A 26,379-nucleotide genomic window follows, 5' to 3' on the forward strand; every position below is an offset into this window, starting at 1 on the left:
TAAGTGGAAACTACAAAACCAATACAATGCAATCCAGAGAAACATTGTGACTGATACAAGTTGGAAGCCGGATCTCGCCGTTCAGGCCGGGCCGAAGTATCTTGCGCTGGTGCGTGCCCTGCGTGACGGGGTGCGGCGCGGCGATCTGGCACCCGGCGTGCGCCTGCCTACCGTGCGGGATTTGGCCTGGAAACTGGGGGTTACGCCGGGAACCGTGGCGCGCGCCTATCAGATTGCCACGCAAGAAGGGCTGCTGGAAGCCGCCGTCGGGCGGGGCACTTTTGTATCGACACAATCGCGCCGACTCGGCCCGACCGAACCCTTGTATCGTCAGCCGCTGATGGACCCGGACGATCACGACGGAATCGTCGACCTGCGCTCGCCGCAACTGCCCGATGTGGGGCAGACCGCTGCGCTGGCCCGCGCCATGGCCGAGGCGGCCGAGGGCATCGGGCGGCAATACCTCGAATATCCGGGCCTGCGCCGCGATCGCTATTGCCGCGAAGCGGCGCTGGAGTGGTTTTCGGGTTGCACGATGGCGTCGATGATTGACGCCGACGATCTGGTGCTGACCCATGGCGGGCAGAATGGCATCAACATCGTGTTGCAATGCTGTTTGCGCGGTGACCGGCCCGTGGTGCTGTGCGAGGAACTGGCCTATCCCGGCTTTCGCCATGCCGCGCGGCTGAACCGGGCCGAGGTGGTGCCGGTTGCGCTGGACGAAGAGGGGATGATCCCCGCCGCGCTGGATGCGGCGTGCCGGCGTCACGGCGGGCAGGTGGTCTGCGTCACGCCTGATGCGCAGAACCCGACCGCCGCGCAGATGGGCCCCGAGCGGCGCCGCGCGATCGTCGAGGTGGCGCGCAAACACGATCTGCAGATCATCGAGGACGATTGCTACACCGCGCCGGTCTCGGGGCTGGACAGTCTGCGCGCGCTGGCCCCGGAACGCTGCTGGCATGTGACCTCGCTGTCCAAGACGATTTCGGCGGGGATGCGGTTTGGCATCGTCGTCGCCCCCGAAGGCATGGGCGAGGCCGGGCGCCTGACCGCACAACACAGCTTCTTCGGCCTGCCGCGCCCGGTGACCGACATCGTGACCCGGCTTCTGATCTCGGGCGAGGCGATGGCGCTGCGCCATGCCGCGCAAGAGGTGATGGGCCGGCGTCTGCAGATGGTGGTGCAGGCGCTTGGCGATCAGGACATCTCGTGGCAGCCGGGGCTGAGCTTCCTGTGGCTGCGGCTGCCCTTGGGCTGGCGCGGCTCGACCTTCGCGCGGGTGGCCGAAGCCGAGGGCGTGCTGCTGCGCTCGGCCGATGAATATGTGCTGCAGGACGGCCATGCGCCCAATGCCGTGCGTATCGCGATGGCGGGCGGCGTGCCCGAAGAACGGTTCCAGCGGGCCATCGGGCGGCTGGTGCGGATTTTGGAAAACCCGCCCGGGGATATCCCGGTATGACCGGGGCCGGCGCCCCCGATGCGGACTGGCTCCGCCCGCTATGGCCCGAGGAAGACTGGCCCGAGCGGTTGCTGACCCATTTCGTCGGCGGGCAGTGGCGCGCGCCTCTGGGGCAGGGATTGCGGGTCGGGCCGGACGGGCTGGCGGTGGTGCAGGCCGGGGTGGCGGATTATGTCCGGGCCCGGCATGCGATCCTGGAGGCCTTGCCCGTCTGGCAAGGCCAGAGCGCCGAAATGCGCCGGGCTGCCTTGCCTGCGGCGCTGTTGTCCGGGGGGGCGGCGGCGCCCGCGATTGGGCCGATTGCGCTGATCGACGCCGTGGCCGCAGATCATGCCGCGCATCTGGGGGCTGCACTGCTGGCGGGGCAGGGGGCGCTGATCCTGTCGGACCCGTGCAACCCGCGCGCGGCCTGCACCCTGGTCGCAACGCTGGCGCGCAGCCCGCTGCCGGCGGGCGTGATTGCCCTGCTGCATGGCGCCATGCCCGAGGCCCGGGCTGCCCTAGGGTAACCCCCGTGCCGCGCTGCCGCAATTTTCAGCGCGCGCCAAAAAACACCGCAATTCCCCGCATCGCCAGCGCACGGCCCCCCTTTCCTCTGCCAATCCCATATGCAAACCTGCCTCCGAAGCGCCACCACGAGCGCGTTCAGGGAGACAGTGCGGATGTCAGACACCCCGCTCAGCCGATTGGCCCGTTCCGAGGCCGCCAATGGCTATGCCATGATCAGTCCAACGGCGATCTACGCCATTCTGATGCTGGCCGCGCCATTGATCACCATCGTTGCCTATTCCTTTTTCAAGGACGGCTATCTGACGGTCATTCACGAGTTCACGCTCGACAACTATATCGCCACCTGGTCGGACCCGATCTTCCGGGCGATCCTGCTGCGGTCCTTGATCGTGTCGGGGCTGGTGACGCTGGTCACCGTGGTGCTGGCGTTTCCGATCGCCTATTACATCTCGTTCAACGTCAGCGCCTCGCGCAAGTCGCTGTGGATCTTCCTGATAACCATTCCGTTCTGGACCTCGTATCTGATCCGGGTGTTCCTGTGGAAGGTGATCCTGGGCTATAACGGCGTAATCAACTCGTTCCTGGGTGCACTGGGCCTGGACGATCCGCTGCGGATGCTGAACACCGTGGGCGCAATCGCCGTCACGCTGGCGCATGCCTATGCACCCTTTGCGATCCTGCCGATCTTCGTGGCGCTCGAAAAGATCGACCGTTCGCTGCTGGAGGCAGGGCAGGATCTGGGCGAAAGCCGCTTCATGACCTTCCTGCGCGTCACCCTGCCGCTGGCGATGCCGGGCGTGGTGGCGGCGGTGCTGATCGTCTTCATTCCGACCATCGGGGATTATGTGACGCCCGAGCTGATCGGTGGCGGCAAGCTGCCGATGGTGGCCAACATGATCCAGGCGCAGATGCTGCCGCTGGACAACAAGCCGATGGGCTCGGCCATCGCGGTTTCGGCGATGGTGGTGGTCACGGTGATCTCGCTGGCCTTCCTGTTCCTGAACCGCAAGTTCCTGAGGGGGCAGAAATGATGAAACTCCCGCCACTTCGGATCTATGCGCTGGCCTATCTGGTGTTTCTCTATGCGCCGATCGTGCTGCTGCCGATCTTCGCGTTCAACGACGGCACGATCATCGCCTTCCCGCTCAAGGGGTTCACGACCGAATGGTTCGCCCAGATGCTTGCCAATGACACGCTGGGGCGGGCGCTGAAGAACTCGCTGATCATTGCGGTCAGCTCGGCGGTGATGGCCACCTGTTTCGGCATCTTCGCCGCGCGCGCCGCCTCGCGGTTCAATTTCCCGGGAAAGGGCGGGATCATCGGGCTGATCATGCTGCCGCTGGTGCTGCCCGAAATCATCGTGGCGGTGTCGCTGCTGGTGGTGTTGCTGGGCATGGGGGTGACGCTGTCGATCTTCACCGTGATGCTGGGCCATATCCTGATCTGCACGCCCTATGCCATTGCGATCCTGAACACCGCGTTCAATTCGCTCGACCGCTCTCTGGAAGAGGCGGCCTATGACCTGGGCGAGACGAAATGGTCCACCTTTCGGCTGATCACCCTGCCGCTGGTGATGCCGGGGCTGATTTCCAGCTTCCTGATTTCGTTCACGATCTCGCTGGACGAATTCATCATCGCCTTCTTCCTGGCCGGGAACGAACCCACGCTGCCGACCTATATCTTCTCGCAGCTGCGTTTCCCCAAACAGATCCCGATGATCATGGCGCTTGGCACCTGCCTGGTGCTCGCCTCGATCGTGCTTCTCACCATTGCTGAATATTTCCGCCGCCGCGGCATCGCGCGCACTGGCGGCAAGGATACCGGAGGCTTCCTGTGACCACCCGCCCCACCATGATCGAATTTCGGGACGTCCATAAATATTATGGCGATTATCACGCGTTGCGCGGCATCACCGCGCAGATCCGCGCGGGCGAGTTCTTCTCGCTGCTGGGCCCCTCGGGCTGCGGCAAGACCACGCTTTTGCGCACCATCGCGGGGTTCGAGGACATCTCCTCTGGTGCGGTGCTGATCGACGGCAAGGATATGTCGCAGGTGCCGGCCAACAAGCGCCCCACCAATATGGTGTTTCAGTCCTACGCGATCTTCCCGCATCTGAGCGTGCAGCAGAACGTGGCCTTCGGTCTGCGCCGCGATACCCGCCCGCAGGCCGAGAAGGACAAGATGGTCGCCGAGGCGCTGGAGATGGTCGGCCTGAAAGGCTATGGCGCGCGTGCAGCCCATGCCCTTTCGGGTGGCCAGCGTCAGCGCGTCGCACTGGCCCGCGCGCTGATCCTGAAACCCAAGGTGCTGCTGCTCGATGAACCGCTCTCGGCGCTCGACAAGAAAATGCGCGAACAGATGCAGGTCGAACTGATCAAGCTGCAGCGTCAGGTCGGCATCACCTTCGTTCTGGTCACCCATGACCAGGAAGAGGCGCTGGTAATGTCGGACCGGATCGCGGTGATGTTCGAGGGCGAGATCGCCCAGCTCGCCGATCCCGAAACGCTCTATCGTCGCCCCAATTCGCGCCGCGTGGCCGATTTCATCGGGGTGATGAACTTTCTGCCCGCCAAGGTCCTGGGCGAGGCGGGCGGTCATATTCAGGTCGAAGCCGCGGGGCTCGGGGCGTTCGACATCGAGGCGCAGCAGGCCCCCGGCGCCGTGACCGGCGGCGAGGCCTCGGTGGGCTTCCGCCCCGAAACCCTGACCATCCTGTATGAAGGCCAGACCGCGCAGGACCGCGAAACCGCGGGCACCATCGACGAGGTCGTCTATTACGGCGACATGACCTATTACGACGTCAAGCTCGACGGGGTCGCGGCGCCGGTGCGGATCTCGATGCGTAACGTCTTCGGCCGCCCGGTGCTGGATGTCGGCACCCGCACCCGCGTGGCCTGGTCGCCCGGCGCACTGGTGCTGTTCCGCTGACAAGAAAAAGGGGGGCGCTGCCCCCCTCGCGGCTGTGCCGCTCACCCCCCGGGATACTGCGACCAAGGTGAAGCAGGCTGCTTTCAGCTTGGCATAAATATCCTCGGGGGTCCGGGGGCAGACAGCCCCCGGCGCTCTCGGTTGTCGCCTCAGCCCTCGGTCTTGGACATCCGCTTGCGTTCATGCGGGTCCAGATAGCGCTTGCGCAGGCGCACGATCTTCGGCGTGACCTCGACCAGCTCGTCGTCGTTGATATAGGCGATGGCTTCTTCCAGGCTCAGACGGGTGGGCGTGGTCAGGCGCACGGCCTCGTCGGTGCCCGAGGCGCGCACGTTGGTCAGCTTCTTGCCCTTGAGCGGGTTGACCTCCAGATCGTTGTCGCGCGAATGCTCGCCGATGATCATGCCGGTATAGACCTGCTCTTGCGCGCCGATGAACAGCTTGCCGCGTTCTTCCAGGTTCCACAGCGCATAGGCCACCGAAACCCCGTTCTCCATTGAGATCAGCACGCCCTGGCGGCGGCCGGTGATCGGGCCCTTGTAGGGCGCCCAGTCGTGGAAGATCCGGTTCAGCACGCCGTTGCCGCGCGTGTCGGTCATGAACTCGCCCTGATAGCCGATCAGCCCGCGCGAGGGCACATGGGCCACGACGCGGGTCTTGCCATGCCCGGCGGGGCGCATCTCGACCAGATCGCCCTTGCGGTTGCCGGTCAGCTTTTCGATCACGACACCCGAATATTCGTCATCGACATCGACGATGACCTCTTCGATCGGCTCCAGCCGTTCGCCGTTCTCTTCGCGGAAGATCACGCGCGGGCGCGAGATCGACAGTTCGAACCCTTCGCGGCGCATGTTCTCGATCAGAACGCCCATCTGCAATTCGCCACGCCCCGAGACGATGAAGGCCTCGCCGCCGGGGGTGTCCTCGACGCGGATCGCAACGTTGGTTTCGGCTTCCTTCATCAGGCGCTCGCGGATCACGCGCGACTGCACCTTGGAGCCGTCCTTGCCGGCCAGCGGGCTGTCGTTGATGCCGAAGGTGACCGAGATCGTCGGCGGGTCGATCGGCTGCGAGGGCAGGGCGGTGTCGACATCCAGCGCGCAGAGCGTGTCGGCCACGGTGGCCTTGGTCATCCCCGCGATCGAGACGATATCGCCGGCCACCGCCTCGTCGATCGGCTGCTGGCTCAGGCCGCGGAAGGCCAGGATCTTGGTGCAGCGGAACTGCTCGATCCGCTCGCCGGTGCGCGACAGCGCCTTCAGCGTTTCACCGACTTTCAGCGTGCCCGCCTCGACCCGGCCGGTCAGGATGCGCCCGATGAACGGGTCGGCGCCCAGCGTGGTGGCCAGCATCTGGAACGGCTCGTCGGCGCGGAATTCCTGTTTCGGCGGCTCGACATGTTTCAGGATCAGGTCGAACAGCGCCGACAGATCCTTGCGCGGCCCGTCCAGATCGTTATCGGCCCAGCCGCCGATTCCGCTCGCATAGACATGCGGGAAATCCAGTTGCTCGTCGCTGGCGCCAAGGTTGGCGAACAGGTCGAACACCTCGTTCAGGGCGCGGTCGGGTTCGGCTGCAGGCTTGTCGACCTTGTTCAGCACGACGATGGGCTTGAGCCCCAGTGCCAGCGCCTTGGAGGTCACGAATTTCGTCTGCGGCATCGGGCCTTCGGCCGCGTCGACCAGCAGGCAGACGCCGTCGACCATCGACAGGATGCGTTCCACCTCGCCGCCGAAATCGGCGTGGCCGGGGGTGTCGACGATATTGATGCGCGTGCCCTTCCATTCGACCGAGGTCGCCTTGGCCAGAATGGTGATGCCGCGTTCGCGCTCGATGTCGTTGCTGTCCATCGCGCGTTCGGCCACGGCCTGATTCTCGCGGAAGGCGCCCGATTGTTTCAGAAGCTGGTCGACCAGCGTGGTCTTGCCGTGGTCAACGTGTGCGATGATCGCAATATTGCGAAGGTCCATATGATCCGCCTGTTCGTGGTTTGGCCCGGCCTTAGTCGAAAAGCGCGCATTATGCCAGCCCGAAGCGCGGCTTAATGCGTAGAGGCGTTGGAAAACAGGTTTATGACCAGAATTCCGGCGATGATCAGCCCGATCCCCAGAATTGCGGCCAGATCCAGCTTCTGCCCGAAGATCAGCCAGCCCGAGCCCGCGATCAGCACCATTCCGATGCCCGACCACAGTGCATAGGTCACCCCCAGCGGCAGCACCTTGAGCACCAGCGCAAAGAACCAGAACGCCCCACCAAAGCCCGCCAGCACACCCAGACTCGGCCAGAGGCGGGTGAATTGCTGGCTGGCCTGCAGGCAGGCGGAACCGAAGGTCTCGAACGCGACGGCGATCAGCAGGTAGACATAGGTCATCATCAGGTCACGATATACCAGTCGCGCCGATGGTTGAAGGCGATCACCGCATTCAGGATCAGCGCCCCCAGAAGCGACCAGGCCACGCGGTCGGCGGGCAGCAGAAAGATCGCGACGGAAAACAGCGTCAGGTCGTGGATCAACTGGGTCCAGCCCGCCTTGAAGCCGAACTTGTCCTGCAAGATCACCGCGACGATCGACACGCCCCCCAAAGACCCCGAATGGCGAAACAGCCCCAGCAGGCCCACGCCCGCGCTGATCCCGAACAGTGCGGCGGCGGCACCGGGGTGGACATGGCCGATCTGCAAAAGCGGTTTGAGCGCCTCGGCCATGGTCGAAACCAGCGTAACCGTGCCCAGGCTTTTCAGGCAGAAGGTCAGCCCCCGCGCCCAATAGGCAAAGCCGTAGAACGGAATATTGATGACAAAGAAGACAAGGCTGAAATTCCACCCCGTCACATAGGACAGGATCAGCGCCAGCCCCGCGGTGCCCCCGGTCACGAGCCCCGCCGCACGCAGCAGGTGAATTCCCAGTGCCGCCTGCGCCGAAGCGATCAGCAGGCCCTGGATATCCTCGAAGAGGGTATAGTGTTTCGGCGTGGCGGTAAGGTCAGGATGCATGACCTAAATATGCCGCACTGCGGCGTCCGCGTCCATTGCGCGAAACGCATGGCGGGTTTGCGGGCAGTGGGGGTGGGGCAGGCGGGGGCCGTTATGCGCCCTGCCTGCCCGTAGCTGCTCAGCGTGCGATCACCAGCGCCTCGCCGCCTTGGGTGTCGAAACTGATCACATAGCTGCGGCCCTGGATCTGCGCCTTGACCCGGGATTTCCGGGTCTGGACCCCAAGTGCGGAGAAGAAGCGCGCCCGTAGCGCCTCGGGGTCGGCCACATCCGAGGTGGTCACGGCGCATTCGAACCGGGCCTTGGTAAAGACGTTGACCTGAATCGATTCGTCCGTGCGTTTGCGCGCGCCCATGAAGCTGTTGGCGCCCAGATCGGTGATCTTGAAACCCTGTTTCTGCGCGGCGGCACGCAGCGCGGGCACATTGTCCAGCTGCGCCATGCACAGCCCGCGGAAGGTTTCGACCGGATCGGCAAATGCCGGGGCTGCCAGAAGGCAAGCCATTGCCAAAGCGACAGATTTCAATTTCATCAGGAAAATCCTCGTGACCATGAAACAAAGCGGGATACTGCATCCCGCAGCTCCCGCGATAGGCGATTGCGCGCTGTCCGTCCAGCGGTGGCGCGCGCCTCTCAGGTCGCGATATAACGGTCGCGGCGGTGGTTCATCGCGATCACCAGATTGACCACCAGCGCCCCCAGAAACGACCAGGCGACGGTGGTCACATCGCGCAGGGTCAGCGCGATCGCAAAGACGCAGGCATCAAAGATCAGCTGGGTCCAGCCCGCCTTGAAGCCCGTCTTGTCCTGGATATAGAGCGCCATGATCCCCACGCCGCCCAGGGATGCCCCATGTCGGAACAGCGCCAGCAGCGCCGAGCCGGACAGGAAGCCGAACAGCACCGCGCCCACCGCCGGGTTGAGCGTGGCAAAGCTGACATATTGCGGCAGGTAGATCGAGATCACCGAGAGCATGGCAACCGCGATGAAGGTCTTGAGCACGAAGACCGGCCCCAGCCGTTTGTAGCCGAACCAGTAGAACGGGATGTTGATGACGAAGAACACCGGGCCGAAGCTCCAGCCGGTGGCATAGGAAATCAGCACGGCCAGACCGGCGGTCTGCCCGGTGACAAGGCCCAGATGGGTCAGGATGACGATGCCGAAGGCCGCCATCAAGGTGCCATAGCTCAGCCCCTGCGCATCATCGAGCAGGGTATGGCGGGCGGGGTTTTCGGCGATGATCTCGGTCATGCGTTCTTGTCTCACGGCGCGGGCGCGGCGGCAAGAGGGACAGAAGCACTGTCGTATCGCGCCGCCGCAGCGCGGTCTGTGGCCGCAATGTCGCAGGTTTACGCAATTTTCGGCGCGGTGGCGCGTTCCGGTTTGGCGCGACTCAGCGAGGCAGGCCATAAACCCGCCATCCGGCAATTTCAGGAAGAGGGAGCGGATCATGTCACACGTATACGCTTACGCTCCGATTGCCGGTGGGCTGACCTGGGCCGCCAAGGGCACCACCGCGGGCACCCGCGCATGGACCGCCGCAGGCACCCAAGCCGGGGCACACCGACAGGTGTAATCCGCCGCCCGGATCGCGGGATCTCCCGCTCCGATCTTCCTGTTAACCCCGGACCGTTCCGCAACTGAGCAAGGCATGCCTTTGTCTGGCGTGTCGTGACCGCAGGGCCCCGGGATTTCTGTCACCAAAACCAGAAGGCCGGTCGCACCCATGCGCCGGGAATCCCATGACCAAAACCGAAGTGCACCCGGGGGTGACCCCGCTTCCCTCGATTGAAACGATGATCGCCCTGCATGGCGCGCGCCGCGTGCTGTGGGCGGCGTTGGCCGCGCTGCTGCGCGGGCAGGGCGCACGCCCGCTTGCCGCCCGGCTGACCGAACTGGACGATCACATGCGCCGCGACATCGGCCTGCCGCCGAAAGGCGCCTCGCCCCCGCTGCCGGACTGGATCAAGCACAGCTGGTAAGCTGAGCATCGCCCTGCAAGGCATTGAAAACAAAAAGGGCCGGTCAGTGACCGGCCCTTTCCGCGATGTCAGGCGATCAGCCTTTCAGCGCCTTGTTCAGGTATTCGTCGACCTTTTCCAGATAGCCCATGGTGGTGAGCCATTTCTGATCGGGGCCGACCAGCAGCGCCAGGTCCTTGGTCATGAAGCCGTCCTCGACGGTCTGCACTGTGACCTTTTCCAGCGTCTCGGCAAAGCGCATCAGCTCGGCGTTGTCGTCCAGCTTCGCGCGGTGCTTCAGGCCGCCCGACCAGGCGTAGATCGAGGCGATCGAGTTGGTCGAGGTTTCCTTGCCGGCCTGGTGCTGGCGGTAGTGACGGGTCACGGTGCCGTGGGCCGCTTCGGCCTCGACCGTCTTCCCATCGGGCGTCATCAGGACCGAGGTCATCAGACCCAACGAGCCGAAGCCCTGCGCCACGGTGTCCGACTGCACGTCGCCATCGTAGTTTTTGCAGGCCCAGACGTAGCCGCCGTTCCATTTCATCGCGCAGGCGACCATGTCGTCGATCAGGCGGTGTTCGTAGGTGATGCCGGCAGCCTTGAATTTCTCTTCGAATTCCTGCTCGAACACTTCCTGGAACAGATCCTTGAAGCGGCCGTCATAGGCTTTCAGGATGGTGTTCTTGGTCGACAGGTACACCGGCCAGCCAAGGCTGAGGCCATAGTTCATCGAGGCGCGCGCGAAGTCGCGGATCGAGTCGTCAAGGTTGTACATCGCCATGGTCACGCCGGCCGAGGGGGCCTGGAAGACCTCTTTCTCGATCTCGGTGCCATCTTCGCCGACGAACTTGATCGTCAGCTTGCCCTTGCCGGGGAAGCGGAAGTCGGTGGCGCGATACTGGTCGCCAAAGGCGTGACGGCCAACCACGATCGGTTTGGTCCAGCCCGGAACCAGGCGCGGCACGTTCTTGCAGATGATCGGCTGGCGGAAGATCACGCCGCCCAGGATGTTGCGGATCGTGCCGTTGGGCGACTTCCACATCTGTTTCAGGCCGAATTCCTCGACGCGCTGCTCGTCGGGGGTGATGGTCGCGCATTTCACGCCGACGCCGTATTTCTTGATCGCCTCGGCCGAGTCGATGGTGATCTGGTCGTTGGTGCGGTCACGCTCCTCGATGCCCAGATCGTAATATTTCAGATCGATGTCGAGATAGGGCAGGATCAGCTTTTTCTTGATGAAATCCCAGATGATGCGGGTCATTTCATCGCCGTCGAGCTCGACGACGGGGTTGGCTACCTTGATCTTGGTCATAGTTCCCTCCTCGGTTGGGTGACTCGTTGGCGGCGTGATAGCCGATTTGCGCGGCTTTGGCTAGTGCGGTATGCTTTGGTATACCGAAAAAATCCCCCGGTCAGCGCGGCCGGCGTGCAGGCAGGCGGCACGCATCGTCAGAGCCCAACCGCGCGGCCACCGCCACCAGCGCCACAAGCACGAAAACCAGCAGCACCAGCGGCGTGTTGCGGGCAGCGACGCTGGCCCGCAGCGACACGCAATCGCCCAGCGTCAGCCCCAGCACGAAGGGCGTCAGCGCCAGCCCCAGCACCGCATATTCCAGCGCCGTGGCCTTGCGGGTGTGCCGGGTCAGCCGCACCAGCATCGGCGCGAAAAGCAGCGCGAGCGTCGGCCCGATCTGGGCCGCCTGCGGGCAGGGGGCGCCGTCGGCCGCGCGCAGCGGGGCGGGAAATTCCGGCAGCAGCAAGCCAAGGATCGCCGCCAGCAGCGCAAGGGACTGGAACATCATGTTCCAGCCGCTCGTCATCTGCCGCGGGCCGCAAACCAGGGGTGAATACGCGCGCGCACCCAGTCCCAGAGCCCGGGCAGACCGTCGCGGATTTTCACGCCGACGCGGCCCTCCAGCTGATCCCAGGTGACATCGTATTCCAGCCAGGACCCGCCGCCGCCTTCCAGGTTGAGCATCACCGGCTGCACCCGGTCCAGCGATTTGGCAAAGCGCGCGGTCGGGCTTTGCGCCGCCTCGAATTCGTGCCAGGCCGCTTTAAGATCGTCGGCCAGGTCATTGGGAAGAAGACTGAAAATCCGTTCCGCCGCGGCGGCCTCGGCGGCCTGGATCTCGGCCGCGCCATGGGCCTGACCGTTGCCGGAATGGATCGGCACATCGCCCACGTCGATTTCCACCAGATCGTGGATCAGCAGCATCTTGATCGCGCGCATTGCATCGACGCCCGGCCCCGCCTGATCGGCCAGCACCAGCGCATAAAGCGCCAGCGTCCAACTATGCTCGGCCGAGTTTTCACGCCGCGAATTATCGGCGATCGGGGTCGCACGGTAGACCGATTTCAGCTTTTCCGCTTCCAGCAGAAAGGCGAACTGTTGTTCCAGCCGCGCGCTCACGCTCAATGCCCGCCGCTTTCCGCTGGGCGGGGCGCGCTTGGCGCCTTCCCGCCCTCGCGCCGGGCGCGCAGCGTGTCGTCCAGAAACTTGCGCCCGCGCTGCGCCGACATCCGCAACCGGCACGAGGTCAGAAACGCCTCTTGCAGCGACGGCGAAGAGGTGCCGATCACCGAACCCACCGCCATGAACAGGCGGTCGTCGTCCAGTTCCTCCATCGCCGCCATCACATCGGCGGCCAGCGCATCGGCCAGCTCGTCGATCAGCGCCATCAGCGCGAGCCTTCCGTCAGGCGACGGCGCACATAGCTTTGCACCGTCTCGATCATCGGCTTCATATGCGCTTCGTCATCCTTGAAGAAGTGATCGGCGCCTTCGACCTCGTGATGGGTGATGGTGATGCCCTTCTGCTCGCGCAGCTTGCCCACCAGCGCGGCGGTGTCCTTGGGCGGCGCCACACGGTCGGCGGTGCCGTTGATGATCAGGCCCGAGCTGGGGCAGGGCGCGAGGAAGCTGAAATCATACATGTTCGCCGGCGGCGCGACCGAGATGAAGCCCGTGATCTCGGGGCGGCGCATCAGCAGTTGCATGCCGATCCAGGCGCCAAAGCTGAAGCCCGCGACCCAGCAATGTTTGGAATTCGGGTTCATCGCCTGCAGATAGTCCAGCGCCGAGGCCGCATCGGACAATTCGCCGATGCCCTGATCGTATTCGCCCTGGCTGCGCCCCACACCGCGGAAGTTGAACCGCAGCACGGTGAAGCCCATCTTGTGGAAGGCGTAATGCAGGTTATAGACGACGCGATTGTTCATCGTTCCGCCGAATTGCGGATCGGGGTGCAGAACAATCGCGATCGGCGCGTCGGGCGCGGCTTGCGGATGATAGCGGCCCTCGAGGCGACCTTCGGGACCGGGGAAAATGACTTCGGGCATCGTCTCTCGTCTGGTTTGATCCTGTTCCCATCGGGTGCGACCGCGCGTTTACTTGACGCTTTCGCTCAGACACCCTAGGACGGGACGACCCCCGGCGGGATGCCGGGAATTCGGGTGAATTTCAGTTAAGCGGCCCGAGGCGCGGCGTCAATGCTTTGCCCGGCATTTGGCCCGCCGCGCGGGCGTTTTGGGCGCAAACTGCCGGGAGGCGCGCGATGAAACTTTCGACCAAGGGACGGTATGCGATGGTGGCGCTGGTGGATCTGGCGACCACGGGCGCGGGGCAGATGACCTCGCTGGCCGAAATTTCCCGCCGGCAGGACATCTCGTTGCCCTATCTCGAACAGCTGTTCGTGCGGTTGCGCCGCTCGGGGCTGGTGGCGTCGGTGCGCGGCCCGGGGGGCGGCTATCGACTGGCGAAAGAGCCCAAGGATATTCGCATCAGCGATATTTTCGAGGCGGTGGATGAGACGGTCTCGGCGCTGCATGTCGGCGCGGGCGCTTCGGGCGGGGTCTGCGGATCGCGCGCGCAATCACTGTCGAACCGGCTGTGGGAAAGCCTGTCGGCGCAGGTCTTCGTGTTTCTGCACCAGACCACGCTGGAAGATGTGGTGAAGAACACGCTCAAACCCTGCCCGGCGGTGCCCTCGCTGTTCATGGTGGTGGACGAATGACAGATCTGCGCACGCCTGACGCCTGCGGGACGCTCCGCGGGGAGTATTTGGGCCAAAGAGAATGGCACATCTTCTTGGCAAAAATACTCCCGCCGGAGGCGTCTATCCGGGCCAAGGGGGCGGCGTGATGGCAGGCAGGCTGTATCTGGACTGGAACGCAACCACGCCGCTGCGCCCCGAGGCGCGCGCGGCGATGGTGGCGGCGATGGATGTGGTGGGCAACCCGTCTTCGGTCCATGCCGAGGGCCGCGCGGCGAAAGCCTTGATCGAACGCGCCCGGGCGCAGGTCGCGCAGGCCTTGGGCGCCGAGGGGCAGGACGTGATCTTCACCTCGGGGGCGACCGAGGCGGCGGCGCTGGCCTGTGCGGGCCGTGATCTGCATTGTGCCGAGGTCGAGCATGACGCGGTGCTGGCCTGGTGCCGGCCCGATCTGCCGGTGGCGCGCTCGGGCCGCGTCGGCGTGGCCGATCCGGGCGCCACGGCGCTGCAGCTGGCCAATTCCGAAACCGGGGTGCTGCAGGATCTGCCGCAAGGGCTGGCGGTCAGCGATCTGACGCAGGCGTTCGGCAAGGTGCCCTTTGCGTTCAACTGGCTGGGCTGCACCGCCGGGCTGATTTCGGCGCACAAGCTGGGCGGGCCCAAGGGCATCGGGGCGCTGGTGGTGCGGCGCGGCACCGAGGTGGCGGCCCAGTTGCGCGGCGGCGGGCAGGAAATGGGGCGGCGCGCGGGCACCGAGAACCTGATCGGCATCGCGGGGTTCGGGGCTGCGGCCGAGGCGGCAGCGCGCGATCTGGCGGCGGGTGTCTGGGAGGAAGTTGCGGAAATTAGAAATATTCTAAAATCAGCACTGGAAGCCGCCGCCGAAGATGTTATTTTCCCGGGGTGGGAGACTGACGAAACGGGAGAGGGCGCTGCGCGCCTTCCAAATACTTTGAACGTGCTGACGCCCGGCTGGAAAGGCGAGACGCAGGTGATGCGGCTCGATCTGGCGGGGTTTGCGGTATCGGCGGGATCGGCCTGTTCCTCGGGCAAGGTCCGTGCCAGCCGTGTGTTGCGTGCGATGGGCTATGATGAGGCTCAGGCGGGCTCGGCGATCCGGGTGTCGCTGGGGCCGGGAATTGGAAGAGACGAGGTCTTGCGCTTTGCCGACGCTTACGGCGCGGCACTTCGAAAACACCGCGCAAGGGTCTGACGCGGAAAGGAAAGATGGCTTTGGAACAAGAACTTGACGTCCGCGAAGGTGTGGATCGGGAAACCGTCGAGACCGTGGCGAACATGGGCTCGTACAAATACGGCTGGGAAACCGAGATCGAGATGGACTATGCCCCCAAGGGCATTTCCGAAGATATCGTGCGGCTGATCTCGTCCAAGAACGACGAACCGGAATGGATGCTGGAATGGCGTTTGGCGGCCTATCGCCGCTGGGTGACGATGGTCGAACCGAAATGGGCGATGCTGAACGTCCCCGCGATCGACTATCAGGATCTGTATTACTACGCCCGCCCGAAAAGCATGGAGACCAAGCCGAAATCGCTGGACGAGGTCGATCCCAAGCTGCTGGCGACCTATGAGAAGCTGGGCATCCCGCTAAAGGAACAGATGATCCTGGCGGGCGTCGAGGGCGCCGAGACGTATGTCGAGGGCGAGCGGCAGGTGGCCGTGGACGCGGTGTTCGACAGCGTTTCGGTCGGCACCACCTTCAAGGAAAAACTGGCGGAAGCCGGGGTGATCTTCTGCTCGATCTCTGAAGCGATCAAGGAGCACCCCGAACTGGTCAAGAAATACCTCGGTTCGGTCGTGCCGCAGACCGACAACTTCTTTGCGACGCTGAACTCGGCGGTCTTTTCGGACGGCTCGTTTGTCTATATCCCGCCGGGCACGAAATGCCCGATGGAGCTGTCGACCTATTTCCGCATCAACGCGGAAAACACCGGCCAGTTCGAGCGCACGCTGATCGTCGCCGACAAGGGCGCCTATGTCAGCTATCTTGAAGGTTGCACTGCGCCCAAGCGTGACATCGCGCAATTGCACGCGGCGGTGGTGGAAATCGTCATCCTCGAAGATGCCGAGGTGAAATATTCGACCGTGCAGAACTGGTTCCCGGGCGACGAGGACGGCAAGGGCGGGATCTACAACTTCGTGACCAAACGCGCCGATTGCCGGGGCGACCGCGCCAAGGTGATGTGGACGCAGGTCGAGACCGGCTCTGCGATCACCTGGAAATACCCGTCCTGCATCCTGCGCGGCGACGACACGCAAGGCGAGTTCTACTCGATCGCCATTGCCAACAACTGGCAGCAGGCGGACACCGGAACCAAGATGATCCATCTGGGCAAGAATTCGAAATCGCGGATCGTGTCCAAGGGGATTTCGGCAGGCCAGGCGCAGAACACCTATCGCGGGCTGGTCACCATGCACCCGCGCGCCAAAAACTCGCGCAATTACACGCAATGCGACAGCCTGCTGATCGGCGACAAATGCGGCGCCCATACCGTGCCTTATATCGAGGTGAAGAACAACTCGAGCCGGGTCGAGCACGAGGCCACCACCAGCAAGGTCGATGACGATCAACTGTTCTATTGCCGCGCCCGCGGCATGGACGAGGAAGAGGCCGTGGCGCTGGTGGTGAACGGCTTCTGCCGCGAGGTTCTGCAGGCGCTGCCGATGGAATTTGCGATGGAAGCACAAAGCCTTGTCGCGATCAGCCTGGAAGGTTCGGTCGGCTGATGCAACGGGTCACAGGCCATGGCTCCGGCACGAGTTTGCCCCAATTCGGGCAAACTCTGCTGATTGGTTCGGTTTCGAAACGAATCCGAGCCGGGGCAGGCCATGACCATTTCCACCGCATCCTTTTCCGAACGACTGAACCGTATCGAGCGCGAGCGGGCGCGCTTCAAGGGGCAGTTGACGCTGCATGTCGGCGATCAGGAACTGCATGTGCAGACGCTCGAACAGATCGGGGCGCAGGCCGGCGTGGAGGTGCCTGTGCGCCCGGCGTTCCTGTCTTTGCGGGTCATGGCGGCGGTTTTGCTGGGGCTGCTGGCGGTGCCGCTGTCGGTGGCAATCCGCGCGCGGGTCTTCGCGCTGCCCGGCGAAAAGGCGCAGGCGCTGAGCGACCCGCAGATGATTCTGGGGATCGGCGCGGCGCTGCTGGTGTCCGTGGTGCTGGCGCAGATCCTGCGACTGCGCGCCACGCCGCTGATCGCGGCGCAGGGCCTGGGCGTTGTGGCGGGCGTGGGCACGTTGCACAATCTGGCCTTTGCCGCGCCCGCGCTGGCGGCACAGGTGATTTCGCCCGACTGGGTCGCGGCGCAGCAGGCCTGGACCGAACCCGGCACGCTGATCCTGCACGGGACCGTTTTCGCCTTCTAAGCGGGCCCAACAGCGGGGGGCGCGATGACCGCCGCTAACCCGCAAACCCCCGGCAAGATGCCTGCACCGGGGCCGGAGCGCCCGGTTCTCACCCTGCCGCGGGTCGAGGCCGAAGCCGTGCGCGCGGCCTATGCCGGGGCCGAGGTGATCCTGGAATACGGGTCGGGCGGGTCCACCGTTCTGGCCGCCGAAATGCCGGGCAAGACGGTGTTCTCGGTCGAAAGCGATGCGGCCTGGCTTGCGGGCATGCAGAACTGGTTCGCCCACAATCCGCCGCGCGCCCAGGTGCATCTGCACCATGCCAATATCGGCCCGACGCGCGAGTGGGGCTATCCCGTATCGGATGCGAGTTTCCGGCGCTGGCCCTCTTATCCGGTTTCGGTCTGGGATCTGCCCGAGTTTCGTCACCCCGATGTGGTGCTGATCGACGGGCGCTTCCGCGCGGCCTGTTTCCTGACCACACTGTTTCGCATCACCCGCCCGCTGCGCGTCCTGTGGGACGACTACACCGGACGCCCCGAGTATCACGCGATGGAAGCGTTTTCCCCGCGCACGGGCACCATCGGCCGCATGGCCGTTTTCGACGCCCGCCCGACCCAAATCCCGGCCGAAAAGCTCGGCCTGATCCTGACAACCTACTTGCGCGCGATGTAATCGGCGCCGCTGACCCGAAGGACAGATCCATGTTGGAAATCAAGAACCTGCACGTCAAACTTGAAGAAGAAGACAAAGTTATCCTGAAAGGCGTCGACCTGTCGATCGCGCCGGGCACCGTGCATGCGATCATGGGGCCGAACGGCTCTGGCAAGTCGACGCTGAGCTATGTTCTGGCCGGGCGCGAGGGCTATGAGGTAACCGACGGGTCGGCCACGCTGATGGGCGAGGAACTGCTGGAGATGGAACCCGAGGAACGCGCCGCCGCCGGCCTGTTCCTGGCCTTCCAATACCCGGTTGAAATCCCGGGCGTGGGCAACATGACCTTCCTGCGCACCGCGGTGAACGCACAGCGCAAGGCGCGCGGCGAAGACGAGCTGTCGGCGGGCGAATTCCTGAAAGTCGTGCGCGCCAAGGCCGCCTCGCTCAAGATCGACGCCGAGATGCTGAAGCGTCCGGTCAATGTCGGCTTCTCGGGCGGCGAGAAAAAGCGTAATGAAATCCTGCAGATGGCCATGCTGGAGCCGAAGATGTGCATCCTGGACGAGACCGACTCGGGGCTTGACGTGGATGCGATGCGGCTGGTGGCGGATGGCGTGAACGCGCTGCGCGATGCCGGGCGGTCGTTCCTGGTCATCACCCACTACCAGCGCCTGCTGGACCATATCAAACCCGATATCGTTCACATCATGGCCGATGGCCGGATCATCAAGACCGGCGGCCCCGAACTGGCGCTGGAAGTCGAACAGAACGGCTATGCCGAAATTTTGGCGGCGCATGGTATCGAAGGGGTGCTCTGATGAGCGTGGCGGTCAAACAAACCCCGCTGGAGGCGCGTCTGGCGGCGCTCGATCTGCCCATGGGCGGGTTTTCGGCGCCCGCGCGGGCGGCGGCGCTGGATCGGCTGGCAGCGATGGGCCTGCCGGGCGTGCGCGATGAATACTGGCGCTACACCAACCCGGCCGAGCTGAACGCGGCCGGGGCGCCGCGTGCAAAAACCTTTGAAGTCAAGGACGAAGAGCCCATTTTTGATGCGATCGACCGCATCAAGCTGGTCTTCGTCGATGGCATTTTCGATGCGGACGCCTCGGATGATCTGGCGGCTGAGGGGCTGGAAATCAGCCGTCTGGCCGATGCGGATGGCACCGATATTCACTGGGCAAGCGCGCTGTACGGCACTCTGGAAACCGCCGGTCAGACCCCGGTCGCACGGCCCTTGGCGGCGCTGAATACCGCGGCGGCCACCGATGGTGTGCTGATCCGGGTCACGGCAAAGGTCAGCAAACCTGTCCATCTGATTTATGCCCATAAATCAGAGGATTCCGACCCGATCCTCCATCACTGCATCAAATTGGAAGAAAATTCCGAACTGACGCTGCTGGAAAACGGCCCCGCCGGGGCGCGGTTCAACAAGGTGCTGGAGGTGGACGTGGCCGCAGGCGCGCGCTTCCACCATATCCGCGCACAGGGCCGCGATCACGAACGCCGCGCGGTGACGCATATCTTCGCCCGCGTGGGGGCCGAGGCGCTGTTCAAAAGCTTCACCATGACCGCCAACGGCGTGCTGACGCGCAATGAATGCGTGATCGACATGGTGGGCGACGATGCGGTGGCGCATGTGGCGGGTGCGGCGCTTGGCGATGGTGCGGTGGCTGAATTCCACCATGACGACACGGTCTTCATCACCCACGGCGCCGAGCGTGGCGAAAGCCGGCAGGTGTTCAAGAAGGTGCTCAAGCATGGCGCGACCGGCGTGTTCCAGGGCAAGATCCTGGTCAAGCCCGGCGCGCAGAAGACCGACGGCTATCAGATCAGCCAGTCGCTGCTGCTGGATGACGACTGTCAGTTCCTGGGCAAGCCGGAACTCGAAATCTATGCCGACGACGTGAAATGTTCGCATGGCTCGACCACCGGCGCGCTGGACGAGACCGCGCTTTTCTACCTGCGTTCGCGCGGGGTGCCGCACGATCAGGCGGTGTCGCTGCTGGTGCTGTCCTTCCTTGCCGACACGATTGCCGAAATCGAGGATGAAACCCTGCGCGACGAAATCTCGGCCCGGCTCGAAGCCTGGCTTTCGCGGCATCGCGATTGAGATGGGCGCCGTCGACGACATCCTGCGCAGCTATCGCGCGCCGCGTGCGGTGATGCGGGCGCATCTGGCGCGCGGCCGGTCCGAGCCGCGCGCACTGACGCTGCTGCTGGCGGCGCTGGTGGTGATCTTCATCGCGCAATGGCCGCGGCTGTCGCGGCTCAGCTTCGAACAACCGGATCTGCCGATGACCGGGCTGATGGTGGGCACCGGGCTTGCGCTGTTGGCGATGGTGCCGGTGTTCTATCTGCTGGCAGCGGCCAGCCATCTGGGCGCGCGGGCGCTTGGCGGCACGGGCAGCGGCTACGGCGCGCGTCTGGCGCTGTTCTGGGCACTCTTGGCCGTGGCGCCGCTGATGTTGCTGCAGGGGCTGGTCGCCGGGTTTCTGGGCGCGGGCACGCAGCTGATTGCGGTCAGCGCCCTGGTCTTTGCGGCTTTCGTGCTGATCTGGTTTGCCGGGTTGCGGGTGGCCGAATTCGAAACGGAGACACCATGACCGAAGCCTTCCTGCGCGATCTGGTGATCCGCACGCTGCGCGATCCGCGCGGTGCGGCGGCACAGATCCTGGCGATGGGCCTGCCGATGCAGGCGCGCTGGCTGGCCCTGGGCGCGGTGATCGCCCTGTCGGCGGTTCTGGGCTCGCTGGCCGAGATCATGTTCGCCTTCGTCACCAAGATCGAACTGGGCGAGGGCAGCCCGGTGCCGATGGCCGTGGCGCAGGGTGTGCTGCTGATCTACGGCGCTGGCGCGATGACGGTTGTCGGGCGCTGGTGCGGCGGGCAGGGACGGTTTGCCGATGCGCTGCTGCTGCTGGTGTGGATGGAGTTCGTGCTGATCCTGGGGCAGGTGGTGCAGGTGCTGATGATGGTGTTCTTCCCGCTGTCGGCGGTGGTCGCCTCGGCGCTGCTTTTGGGGCTGATGTTCTGGCTGCTGGTGCAATTCACCGCCGCGCTGCACGGGTTCGAACGGCTGTCCACGGTTTCGGCCGGGGTGATCGTGACGTTTTTTGCCTCGGCCCTGCTGGCGGGGGTGATTTTGCTGAGCCTCGGGATCGTTCCGGTCCCCGTGGCGGGCTGAGGAGAGTTGCGATGTATGACGTCGAAAAGATCCGCGCCGATTTCCCGATCCTGTCGCGGCAGGTGAACGGCAAGCCGCTGGTCTATCTGGACAATGGCGCCTCGGCGCAGAAACCGCAGGTGGTGATCGACGCGATCACCCGCGGCTATGCCGAGGAATACGCCAATGTCCACCGCGGCCTGCATTACCTGTCCAATCTGGCGACCGAGAAATACGAGGGCGTGCGCGGTATCGTGCGGCGCTTCCTGAACGCGCCCTCGGAAGACGAGATCGTCTTCACCAGCGGCACCACCGAAGGCATCAACCTGATCAGCTATGCCTGGGCCGCGCCGCGCCTTCAGGCGGGCGATGAAATCGTGCTGAGCGTGCTGGAACATCATGCCAATATCGTGCCCTGGCATTTCCTGCGCGAACGGCAGGGCGTGGTGCTGAAATGGGTCGAACCCGAAGCCGACGGCAGCCTCGATCCGGCCCGCGTTCTGGCCGCGATCGGCCCGAAGACGCGGCTGGTGGCGGTAACGCAAATGTCGAACGTTCTGGGCACGCTGGTCGATGTGAAAACCATCTGCACGGGCGCGCGGGACAAGGGCGTGCCGGTGCTGGTCGACGGCTCGCAGGCCTGTGTGCACATGCCGGTGGATGTGTCCGATATCGGCTGCGATTTCTATGCGATCACCGGACATAAACTATACGGGCCAAGCGGTTCCGGGGCGATCTTCATCCACCGCGACCGGATGGCCGAGATGCGCCCCTTCCTGGGCGGCGGCGACATGATCGACACGGTAACCCGCGACACGGTAACCTATGCCAAGCCGCCGATGCGCTTCGAGGCCGGCACGCCCGGCATCGTGCAGCAGATCGGCATGGGCGTGGCGCTCGACTATCTGATGGGCATCGGCATGGCTAATATCGCCGCGCATGAGCATGCGCTGCGCGATTACGCGCAGTCGCGCTTTGCCGGGCTGAACTGGCTCAACGTGCAGGGCAATGCGCCGGGCAAGGGCGCGATCTTCTCGCTGACGCTGAACGGGCCCGCACATCCGCATGATATTTCGACCATCCTTGACAAGCGCGGCGTCGCGGTGCGGGCGGGCAGCCATTGCGCCATGCCTCTGATGCAGCATCTGGGGGTGTCGGCCACCGCGCGCGCCTCGTTTGGCATGTATAACACCATGGCCGAGGTCGATGCGCTCGTCTCCGCGCTGGAGCTGTGCCACGATCTGCTGGGCTGAGCCCCGGCGGCGCGAGCGCCCGGAACACTTGAACAAGGGGGCAGGGCGCGGGCGGTGTCCTGCCCTTCTTCTTGGCAAAAATACTCATCTTTCCCGCGGCCTCTCGCGCGAATTGCCCGTTGCAGGGCGCGCGGCCCTCGTCTATACCCCGCCTCAGGCACCCGTAGCTCAGCTGGATAGAGCGCTGCCCTCCGAAGGCAGAGGCCACAGGTTCGAATCCTGTCGGGTGCGCCATTCTTCTTGAAATTACAGGATATTGGCCTTCGGCTGCCGGTGCCGCGTCATCGGCATTTTGGCCCGCGTGTTCGACCTTCCTCCCGCGCGAAGGGTCCAGGACGCCCCGGCTTGCACGGGGTGCGGGCCGGGGCGGTTACAGGTCCTTGAGCAGGCGCAGCGCGTCATGGATTGCGGCATGGGTGTTGCGCGCCGCCACCGCGTCGCCGATGCGGAACAGGCGGAAACGGCCCTGCGGGTTGCGACGGATCTGCTGCACGGCGCCGCTTGTCAGCGCCTCGTAATCAACCTCACCCAGATTGGACGAGTGCGGCTTGAGTGCGAAATACAGATCGTCCAGCGGGCGCGTTCCATGGTTGACGACCACCTGATCGACCAGGCGCTCGCGCCGGATGTCACTGTAATCGCTGCCCAATGTCGCGCGCAGGGTGTTGCCCTCGCGCGTGACGGCCAGCAGCCGCCAGGTCACGGTGAATGTGGTGTCGCGGGCCTGTAGCGCGCGCATGTAGGGCACCAGGTTCATCGCCATCACCTCGGGGGCGAAGCTGCGATCGGGGGTCACGATCTCGACCGCGGCACCGCTGGTCGATATCCGGTCGGCGGCCTGCAGCCCGGCGTGATCGCCCGCATCGTCGAAGATCAGCACATTGCGCCCCGGCTTCACATCGCCCGACAGGATATCCCAGGCCGAGCACACCAGATCGTTGCCCGTGCTCAGCACCTCGGTATGGGGCAGCCCGCCGGTGGCGACGATCACCACATCGGGGGCGGTGGCCAGGATGTCGTCGGCCTCGGCATAGGTGTTGAAGCGGAAGTCGACGCCGTGCTTTTCACATTGTGCCATCCGCCAGGCGATGATCGAGATCATCTCGCGGCGGCGTTCGTCCTGCGCGGTCAGGCGGATCTGCCCGCCCGGCCGGTCGGCGGCTTCCAGCACCGTGACCGCGTGGCCGCGCGCGGCGGCGACCCGGGCGGCCTCCATCCCGGCGGGACCGGCGCCGACGATGGTGATGCGCCGGGGCGTGGCGGCGGGGGCGATGTCATGCGGCATCGTCTCTTCGCGCCCGGTGGCGGCATTGTGCAGACAGAACGCCATGCCGCCCTGATAGATCCGGTCCAGGCAGTAATTCGCGCCGACGCAGGGGCGGATGTCGTCTTCGCGGCCTTCGACGATCTTGCGCACCAGATGCGGGTCGGCCATGTGGGCGCGGGTCATCCCCACCATGTCGAGCTTGCCCGCGGCGATGGCATGGCGCGCGGTGGCGACATCGGGGATCTTGGCGGCGTGGAAGGTCGGGAATCCGGTCGCGGCGCGGATCTCGCCTGCGAAATCCAGATGCGGGGCGTTCTTCATGCCCTGAATCGGGATCAGGTCGGTCAGGCCCGGGTCGGTGTCGATATGGCCTTTTACCACGTTCAGGAAATCCACCAGACCGCTGTCTTTCAGCTTCTGTGACACCTCCATCCCTTCGGCGCGGGTCATGCCGCCGGGCAGATCCTGATCGCCGGTATAGCGCAGTCCGACGATGAACTCGTCGCCGCAGCGTTTGCGGATCGCACGCAGCACGTCGAAGGTGAAGCGCAGGCGGTTGTCCAGACTGCCGCCATAGGGCGCCTCCAGATCATTGGTCAGCGGCGACCAGAACTGTTCGAGCAGATGGCCATAGGCCTCCAACTCGATCCCGTCGACGCCCGCCGCCTTCATCCGCTCGGCCGCATCGGCGAAATCGCCGATGATCCGCGTCATGTCCCAGTCTTCCAGCCGCTTGGGAAAGGCCCGGTGCGCGGCCTCGCGTTCGTGGCTGGGCGCGACGACGGGCAGCCAGTCGCCCTTGTCCCAACGGGTGCGGCGGCCAAGGTGGGTCAGCTGGATCATCACCGCCGCGCCGTGATCGTGGCATTCGTCGGTCAGTTGTTTCATCCAGCCGACGACCTCGTCCTTCCAGGCCAGAATATTGTTGAACACCGGCGGGCTGTCGCGCGCGACCGCGGCCGAGCCCGCCGTCATCGTCAGCGCGACACCGGCCTTCGCGCGTTCGACATGATAGGCGCGGTAGCGGCCCTTGGGCATGCCGTCCTCGGGATAGGCGGGTTCGTGGCTGGTGATCATGATGCGGTTGCGCAGCGTCAGGTGTTTGAGCTGGTAGGGCTGCAAAAGCGGATCGTTGGTCATTCGGCGGGGCTCCGGTTGAATTTCTCAATCTCTCCCGCAAAATGTTCACATGTGTCAATTAATAAATCACGGGTGAACATTCTTGCCGCCCGCGGCCGATTTGCCTAGGATGTGGCATGGACAAGACAGAACAGACACAAGGCGACGCCTGCGCCCCCCCGCAGGCCATGGCCGAGGGGGCCGAAACCGGCTGGCGCGGCTCGCGCGAGGGGTGGCTGGAGGCGGCCTATGGCGCGCTGGTCAGCGAAGGTATCGACGCGGTCAAGATCAAGCCGCTGGCCGAAGGGCTGAAACTGTCACGCACCAGTTTCTACTGGTTTTTCGAAACGCGCGCGGCGCTGCTGGATGCGCTGGCCGAGATGTGGGAGGCGCGCACGACCACCCCGCTGTGCGCGGCCACCCGGGCCTATGCCGAGTCGGAAACCGAGGCGATGTTGAATGTCATCGGCTGTTTCCTGCGGCCCGAAACCTTCGACGCCGGGCTGGAATTCGCGATGCGCGGCTGGGGGCTGAAAGATCCCGCGATCATGGCGCAGATCACGGCCGCGGATCAGCGCCGCCTGACCGCGCTGAGCGACATGCTCGAACGCTGGGGGCATGGTCCGCAGGACGCCGATGTTCGTGCCCGCACGATCTATCTGGTGCAGATCGGCTATATCTCGATGCGCGCCGAAGAGAGCCTCGAAACCCGTCTGGCGCGAATTCCGACCTATGTCGAGATCTACACCGGCCACCCGCCCGCCCCGCGCGAGATCGCGCGGTTTCGCGCGCGCTTCGGCCTGAGCGCGGAGGCATAGCCATGGATCTGGGCTTCATCGGCACCGGCACGATCGCGGCCGCGGTGGTGACGGGGATCGCGGGGCAGGGGCATGGCATCGTGGTGTCCGAACGCAGCAGGGCGCAGTCGGCGCGGCTGGCGGCGCAGTTTCCGGCGGTGAGCGTGGCCCCGAACCAGCAGGTGCTGGACCGCAGCGAGGTGGTGTTTCTGGGGCTTCTGGCCGCGCAGGCGTCGGCGGTTCTGGCCGGGTTGCGGTTTCGTCCGGGGCAGCGGGTGGTTTCGTTCATCGCCGATCTGTCGCTCGATGCGGTGGCGGCGCTGGTCGCACCGGCGCAGGCAGTGGCGATCATGCTGCCATTTCCGGCGATCGCGCAGGGCGGATCGGTGATCCTGACGCTGGGGGACGCAGGCCTGATCCGCGACATCTTCTGCCCGGCCAATACCGTGTTCGAGGTGACCAGCCAGGACGAATTGCGCAGCTATCTGTGCGCGCAGGCGGTGTTGTCGCCCGCCGTGCTGATGGTGGCCACGGCGGCCGACTGGCTGGCCGGACAGGGGGCCGACCGTGCCGCGGGCGAGACCTTCCTGCGCGCGCTGGTGGCCTCGGGCCTGCAGGGCGCGGGGTGCCGTGAAACGCTTGCCGCACTCGATACGCCGGGGGGATACAATCAGCGGCTGCGGCAGGCGCTTGAACATGCGGGACTGGTGGCGGCGCTGGAGGCGGGATTGACCGGATTGCAGGCCCCTCGACCGCCGGAGCCCTGAACCACGCGCCAGCCGGGGCCCGTCTCGCGCCCACCGCGGGGCGCCCGGTCACAGGCGGGTTGGCTTGCACATTCCCGGGGGTCGATCCGGCACAAAATGCATGTTTGACATGCTGGCGTCAGAAACGGGTGGTCTCCTGCC

At 64.9% G+C, this 26,379-nt stretch carries 30 protein-coding genes and 1 tRNA gene; 20 read left to right on the top strand and 11 right to left on the bottom strand.

Features of this window, described 5'->3' with window-relative positions; translation table 11 throughout:
- The first annotated feature begins 46 nt into the window (after window positions 1-46).
- From P2G62_RS12990 to P2G62_RS13010, 5 genes are all read left to right on the top strand, one after another.
- Entirely contained in the window at window positions 47-1,459 is a 1,413-nt protein-coding gene (locus P2G62_RS12990; protein WP_275735327.1) for a PLP-dependent aminotransferase family protein, read from the top strand.
- Window positions 1,456-1,968 carry a hypothetical protein gene (locus P2G62_RS12995; protein WP_275735329.1) on the top strand — a complete coding sequence of 171 codons (513 nt, stop codon included), beginning with the start codon at window positions 1,456-1,458 and terminating at the stop codon, window positions 1,966-1,968. The genes P2G62_RS12990 and P2G62_RS12995 overlap by 4 nt, the downstream gene beginning before the upstream one ends.
- A 153-nt stretch (window positions 1,969-2,121) precedes the next feature.
- Complete coding sequence (locus tag P2G62_RS13000; protein ID WP_275735330.1) at window positions 2,122-3,000, top strand: ABC transporter permease; 879 nt, start codon at window positions 2,122-2,124, stop codon at window positions 2,998-3,000.
- On the top strand, window positions 3,000-3,806 hold the full coding sequence (locus tag P2G62_RS13005) for an ABC transporter permease (RefSeq protein WP_275735383.1): 807 nt from the start codon (window positions 3,000-3,002) through the stop codon (window positions 3,804-3,806). The genes P2G62_RS13000 and P2G62_RS13005 overlap by 1 nt, the downstream gene beginning before the upstream one ends.
- Before the next feature lie 14 nt (window positions 3,807-3,820).
- On the top strand, window positions 3,821-4,897 hold the full coding sequence (locus P2G62_RS13010) for an ABC transporter ATP-binding protein (protein ID WP_275735384.1): 1,077 nt from the start codon (window positions 3,821-3,823) through the stop codon (window positions 4,895-4,897).
- Between the two features lie 149 nt (window positions 4,898-5,046).
- On the opposite strand, the gene typA is transcribed toward P2G62_RS13010, so the two are convergent.
- From typA to P2G62_RS13035, 5 genes are all read right to left on the bottom strand, one after another.
- On the bottom strand, window positions 5,047-6,867 hold the full coding sequence (typA, locus tag P2G62_RS13015) for a translational GTPase TypA (protein WP_275735331.1): 1,821 nt from the start codon (window positions 6,865-6,867) through the stop codon (window positions 5,047-5,049).
- Between the two features lie 71 nt (window positions 6,868-6,938).
- Entirely contained in the window at window positions 6,939-7,268 is a 330-nt protein-coding gene (locus P2G62_RS13020) for an SMR family transporter (RefSeq protein ID WP_275735332.1), read from the bottom strand.
- Window positions 7,269-7,270: 2 nt separating this feature from the next.
- Entirely contained in the window at window positions 7,271-7,888 is a 618-nt protein-coding gene (locus P2G62_RS13025) for a YitT family protein (RefSeq protein WP_275735333.1), read from the bottom strand.
- A gap of 118 nt (window positions 7,889-8,006) precedes the next feature.
- Window positions 8,007-8,420 (bottom strand): hypothetical protein, encoded by a 414-nt coding sequence (locus tag P2G62_RS13030; protein WP_275735334.1) that lies wholly within the window; start codon window positions 8,418-8,420, stop codon window positions 8,007-8,009.
- 101 nt (window positions 8,421-8,521) lie between these two features.
- Window positions 8,522-9,139 carry a YitT family protein gene (locus tag P2G62_RS13035; protein WP_275735335.1) on the bottom strand — a complete coding sequence of 206 codons (618 nt, stop codon included), beginning with the start codon at window positions 9,137-9,139 and terminating at the stop codon, window positions 8,522-8,524.
- A gap of 199 nt (window positions 9,140-9,338) precedes the next feature.
- On the opposite strand from P2G62_RS13035, the gene P2G62_RS13040 reads away from it, so the two are divergent.
- Together P2G62_RS13040 and P2G62_RS13045 are read left to right on the top strand one after the other, a co-directional pair.
- Window positions 9,339-9,464, top strand: coding sequence for a hypothetical protein (locus tag P2G62_RS13040; RefSeq protein ID WP_275735336.1), 126 nt, complete (start codon window positions 9,339-9,341; stop codon window positions 9,462-9,464).
- Between the two features lie 166 nt (window positions 9,465-9,630).
- Window positions 9,631-9,870: a hypothetical protein gene (locus tag P2G62_RS13045; RefSeq protein ID WP_275735337.1), complete on the top strand. Its 240-nt coding sequence runs from the start codon at window positions 9,631-9,633 to the stop codon at window positions 9,868-9,870.
- A gap of 76 nt (window positions 9,871-9,946) precedes the next feature.
- Here the strand turns inward: P2G62_RS13045 and P2G62_RS13050 are convergent, their stop codons facing one another.
- The 5 genes from P2G62_RS13050 to P2G62_RS13070 form a co-directional block, all read right to left on the bottom strand.
- The gene (locus tag P2G62_RS13050; protein WP_275735338.1) at window positions 9,947-11,161 is read right to left on the bottom strand and encodes an NADP-dependent isocitrate dehydrogenase; all 1,215 of its coding nucleotides are present in this window, start codon (window positions 11,159-11,161) and stop codon (window positions 9,947-9,949) included.
- A gap of 100 nt (window positions 11,162-11,261) precedes the next feature.
- Entirely contained in the window at window positions 11,262-11,669 is a 408-nt protein-coding gene (locus tag P2G62_RS13055) for a hypothetical protein (RefSeq protein ID WP_275735339.1), read from the bottom strand.
- On the bottom strand, window positions 11,666-12,262 hold the full coding sequence (locus P2G62_RS13060) for an HD domain-containing protein (protein ID WP_275735385.1): 597 nt from the start codon (window positions 12,260-12,262) through the stop codon (window positions 11,666-11,668). Before P2G62_RS13060 ends, P2G62_RS13055 begins: the two co-directional genes overlap by 4 nt.
- 2 nt (window positions 12,263-12,264) lie before the next feature.
- Entirely contained in the window at window positions 12,265-12,531 is a 267-nt protein-coding gene (locus P2G62_RS13065) for a hypothetical protein (protein WP_275735340.1), read from the bottom strand.
- Window positions 12,531-13,190 (bottom strand): alpha/beta hydrolase, encoded by a 660-nt coding sequence (locus P2G62_RS13070; protein WP_275735341.1) that lies wholly within the window; start codon window positions 13,188-13,190, stop codon window positions 12,531-12,533. Before P2G62_RS13070 ends, P2G62_RS13065 begins: the two co-directional genes overlap by 1 nt.
- A gap of 215 nt (window positions 13,191-13,405) precedes the next feature.
- Here P2G62_RS13070 and P2G62_RS13075 point away from each other — a divergent pair, with 215 nt between their 5' ends.
- From P2G62_RS13075 to P2G62_RS13125, 11 genes are all read left to right on the top strand, one after another.
- A complete protein-coding gene (locus P2G62_RS13075) occupies window positions 13,406-13,864 on the top strand; it encodes an Rrf2 family transcriptional regulator (RefSeq protein WP_275735342.1) in 459 nt (152 codons plus the stop codon).
- A 127-nt stretch (window positions 13,865-13,991) separates the two neighbouring features.
- Window positions 13,992-15,056 carry an aminotransferase class V-fold PLP-dependent enzyme gene (locus P2G62_RS13080; RefSeq protein WP_275735343.1) on the top strand — a complete coding sequence of 355 codons (1,065 nt, stop codon included), beginning with the start codon at window positions 13,992-13,994 and terminating at the stop codon, window positions 15,054-15,056.
- 14 nt (window positions 15,057-15,070) lie between these two features.
- Complete coding sequence (gene sufB / locus P2G62_RS13085; protein ID WP_275735344.1) at window positions 15,071-16,591, top strand: Fe-S cluster assembly protein SufB; 1,521 nt, start codon at window positions 15,071-15,073, stop codon at window positions 16,589-16,591.
- 102 nt (window positions 16,592-16,693) lie between these two features.
- Window positions 16,694-17,236, top strand: a complete 543-nt coding sequence (locus P2G62_RS13090; protein ID WP_275735345.1) for a hypothetical protein — start codon at window positions 16,694-16,696, stop codon at window positions 17,234-17,236.
- A gap of 24 nt (window positions 17,237-17,260) precedes the next feature.
- Window positions 17,261-17,890 (top strand): hypothetical protein, encoded by a 630-nt coding sequence (locus tag P2G62_RS13095; RefSeq protein WP_275735346.1) that lies wholly within the window; start codon window positions 17,261-17,263, stop codon window positions 17,888-17,890.
- A gap of 29 nt (window positions 17,891-17,919) precedes the next feature.
- Window positions 17,920-18,690, top strand: coding sequence for a Fe-S cluster assembly ATPase SufC (gene sufC, locus P2G62_RS13100; protein ID WP_275735347.1), 771 nt, complete (start codon window positions 17,920-17,922; stop codon window positions 18,688-18,690).
- Window positions 18,690-19,982, top strand: a complete 1,293-nt coding sequence (locus P2G62_RS13105) for a SufD family Fe-S cluster assembly protein (RefSeq protein ID WP_275735348.1) — start codon at window positions 18,690-18,692, stop codon at window positions 19,980-19,982. The genes sufC and P2G62_RS13105 overlap by 1 nt, the downstream gene beginning before the upstream one ends.
- A 1-nt stretch (window position 19,983) precedes the next feature.
- Complete coding sequence (locus P2G62_RS13110; RefSeq protein ID WP_275735349.1) at window positions 19,984-20,475, top strand: YIP1 family protein; 492 nt, start codon at window positions 19,984-19,986, stop codon at window positions 20,473-20,475.
- Window positions 20,472-21,056 carry a YIP1 family protein gene (locus tag P2G62_RS13115; protein ID WP_275735350.1) on the top strand — a complete coding sequence of 195 codons (585 nt, stop codon included), beginning with the start codon at window positions 20,472-20,474 and terminating at the stop codon, window positions 21,054-21,056. The genes P2G62_RS13110 and P2G62_RS13115 overlap by 4 nt, the downstream gene beginning before the upstream one ends.
- An 11-nt stretch (window positions 21,057-21,067) precedes the next feature.
- Window positions 21,068-22,288 carry a cysteine desulfurase gene (locus P2G62_RS13120; RefSeq protein ID WP_275735351.1) on the top strand — a complete coding sequence of 407 codons (1,221 nt, stop codon included), beginning with the start codon at window positions 21,068-21,070 and terminating at the stop codon, window positions 22,286-22,288.
- Window positions 22,289-22,445: 157 nt separating this feature from the next.
- A tRNA-Arg gene (locus tag P2G62_RS13125) sits at window positions 22,446-22,522 on the top strand.
- A gap of 136 nt (window positions 22,523-22,658) precedes the next feature.
- Here P2G62_RS13125 and hpbA read toward each other — a convergent pair.
- Complete coding sequence (hpbA, locus tag P2G62_RS13130; protein ID WP_275735352.1) at window positions 22,659-24,695, bottom strand: N-methyl-L-proline N-demethylase HpbA; 2,037 nt, start codon at window positions 24,693-24,695, stop codon at window positions 22,659-22,661.
- Window positions 24,696-24,862: 167 nt separating this feature from the next.
- Between hpbA and P2G62_RS13135 the strand changes: the two genes are divergently transcribed.
- Together P2G62_RS13135 and P2G62_RS13140 are read left to right on the top strand one after the other, a co-directional pair.
- On the top strand, window positions 24,863-25,492 hold the full coding sequence (locus P2G62_RS13135; protein ID WP_275735386.1) for a TetR family transcriptional regulator: 630 nt from the start codon (window positions 24,863-24,865) through the stop codon (window positions 25,490-25,492).
- Between the two features lie 2 nt (window positions 25,493-25,494).
- Window positions 25,495-26,238, top strand: coding sequence for an NAD(P)-binding domain-containing protein (locus tag P2G62_RS13140; RefSeq protein ID WP_275735353.1), 744 nt, complete (start codon window positions 25,495-25,497; stop codon window positions 26,236-26,238).
- The last annotated feature ends 141 nt before the right edge of the window (window positions 26,239-26,379 follow it).

The organism is Paenirhodobacter sp. CAU 1674, assembly GCF_029222945.1.
Taxonomy (GTDB): domain Bacteria; phylum Pseudomonadota; class Alphaproteobacteria; order Rhodobacterales; family Rhodobacteraceae; genus Rhodobacter.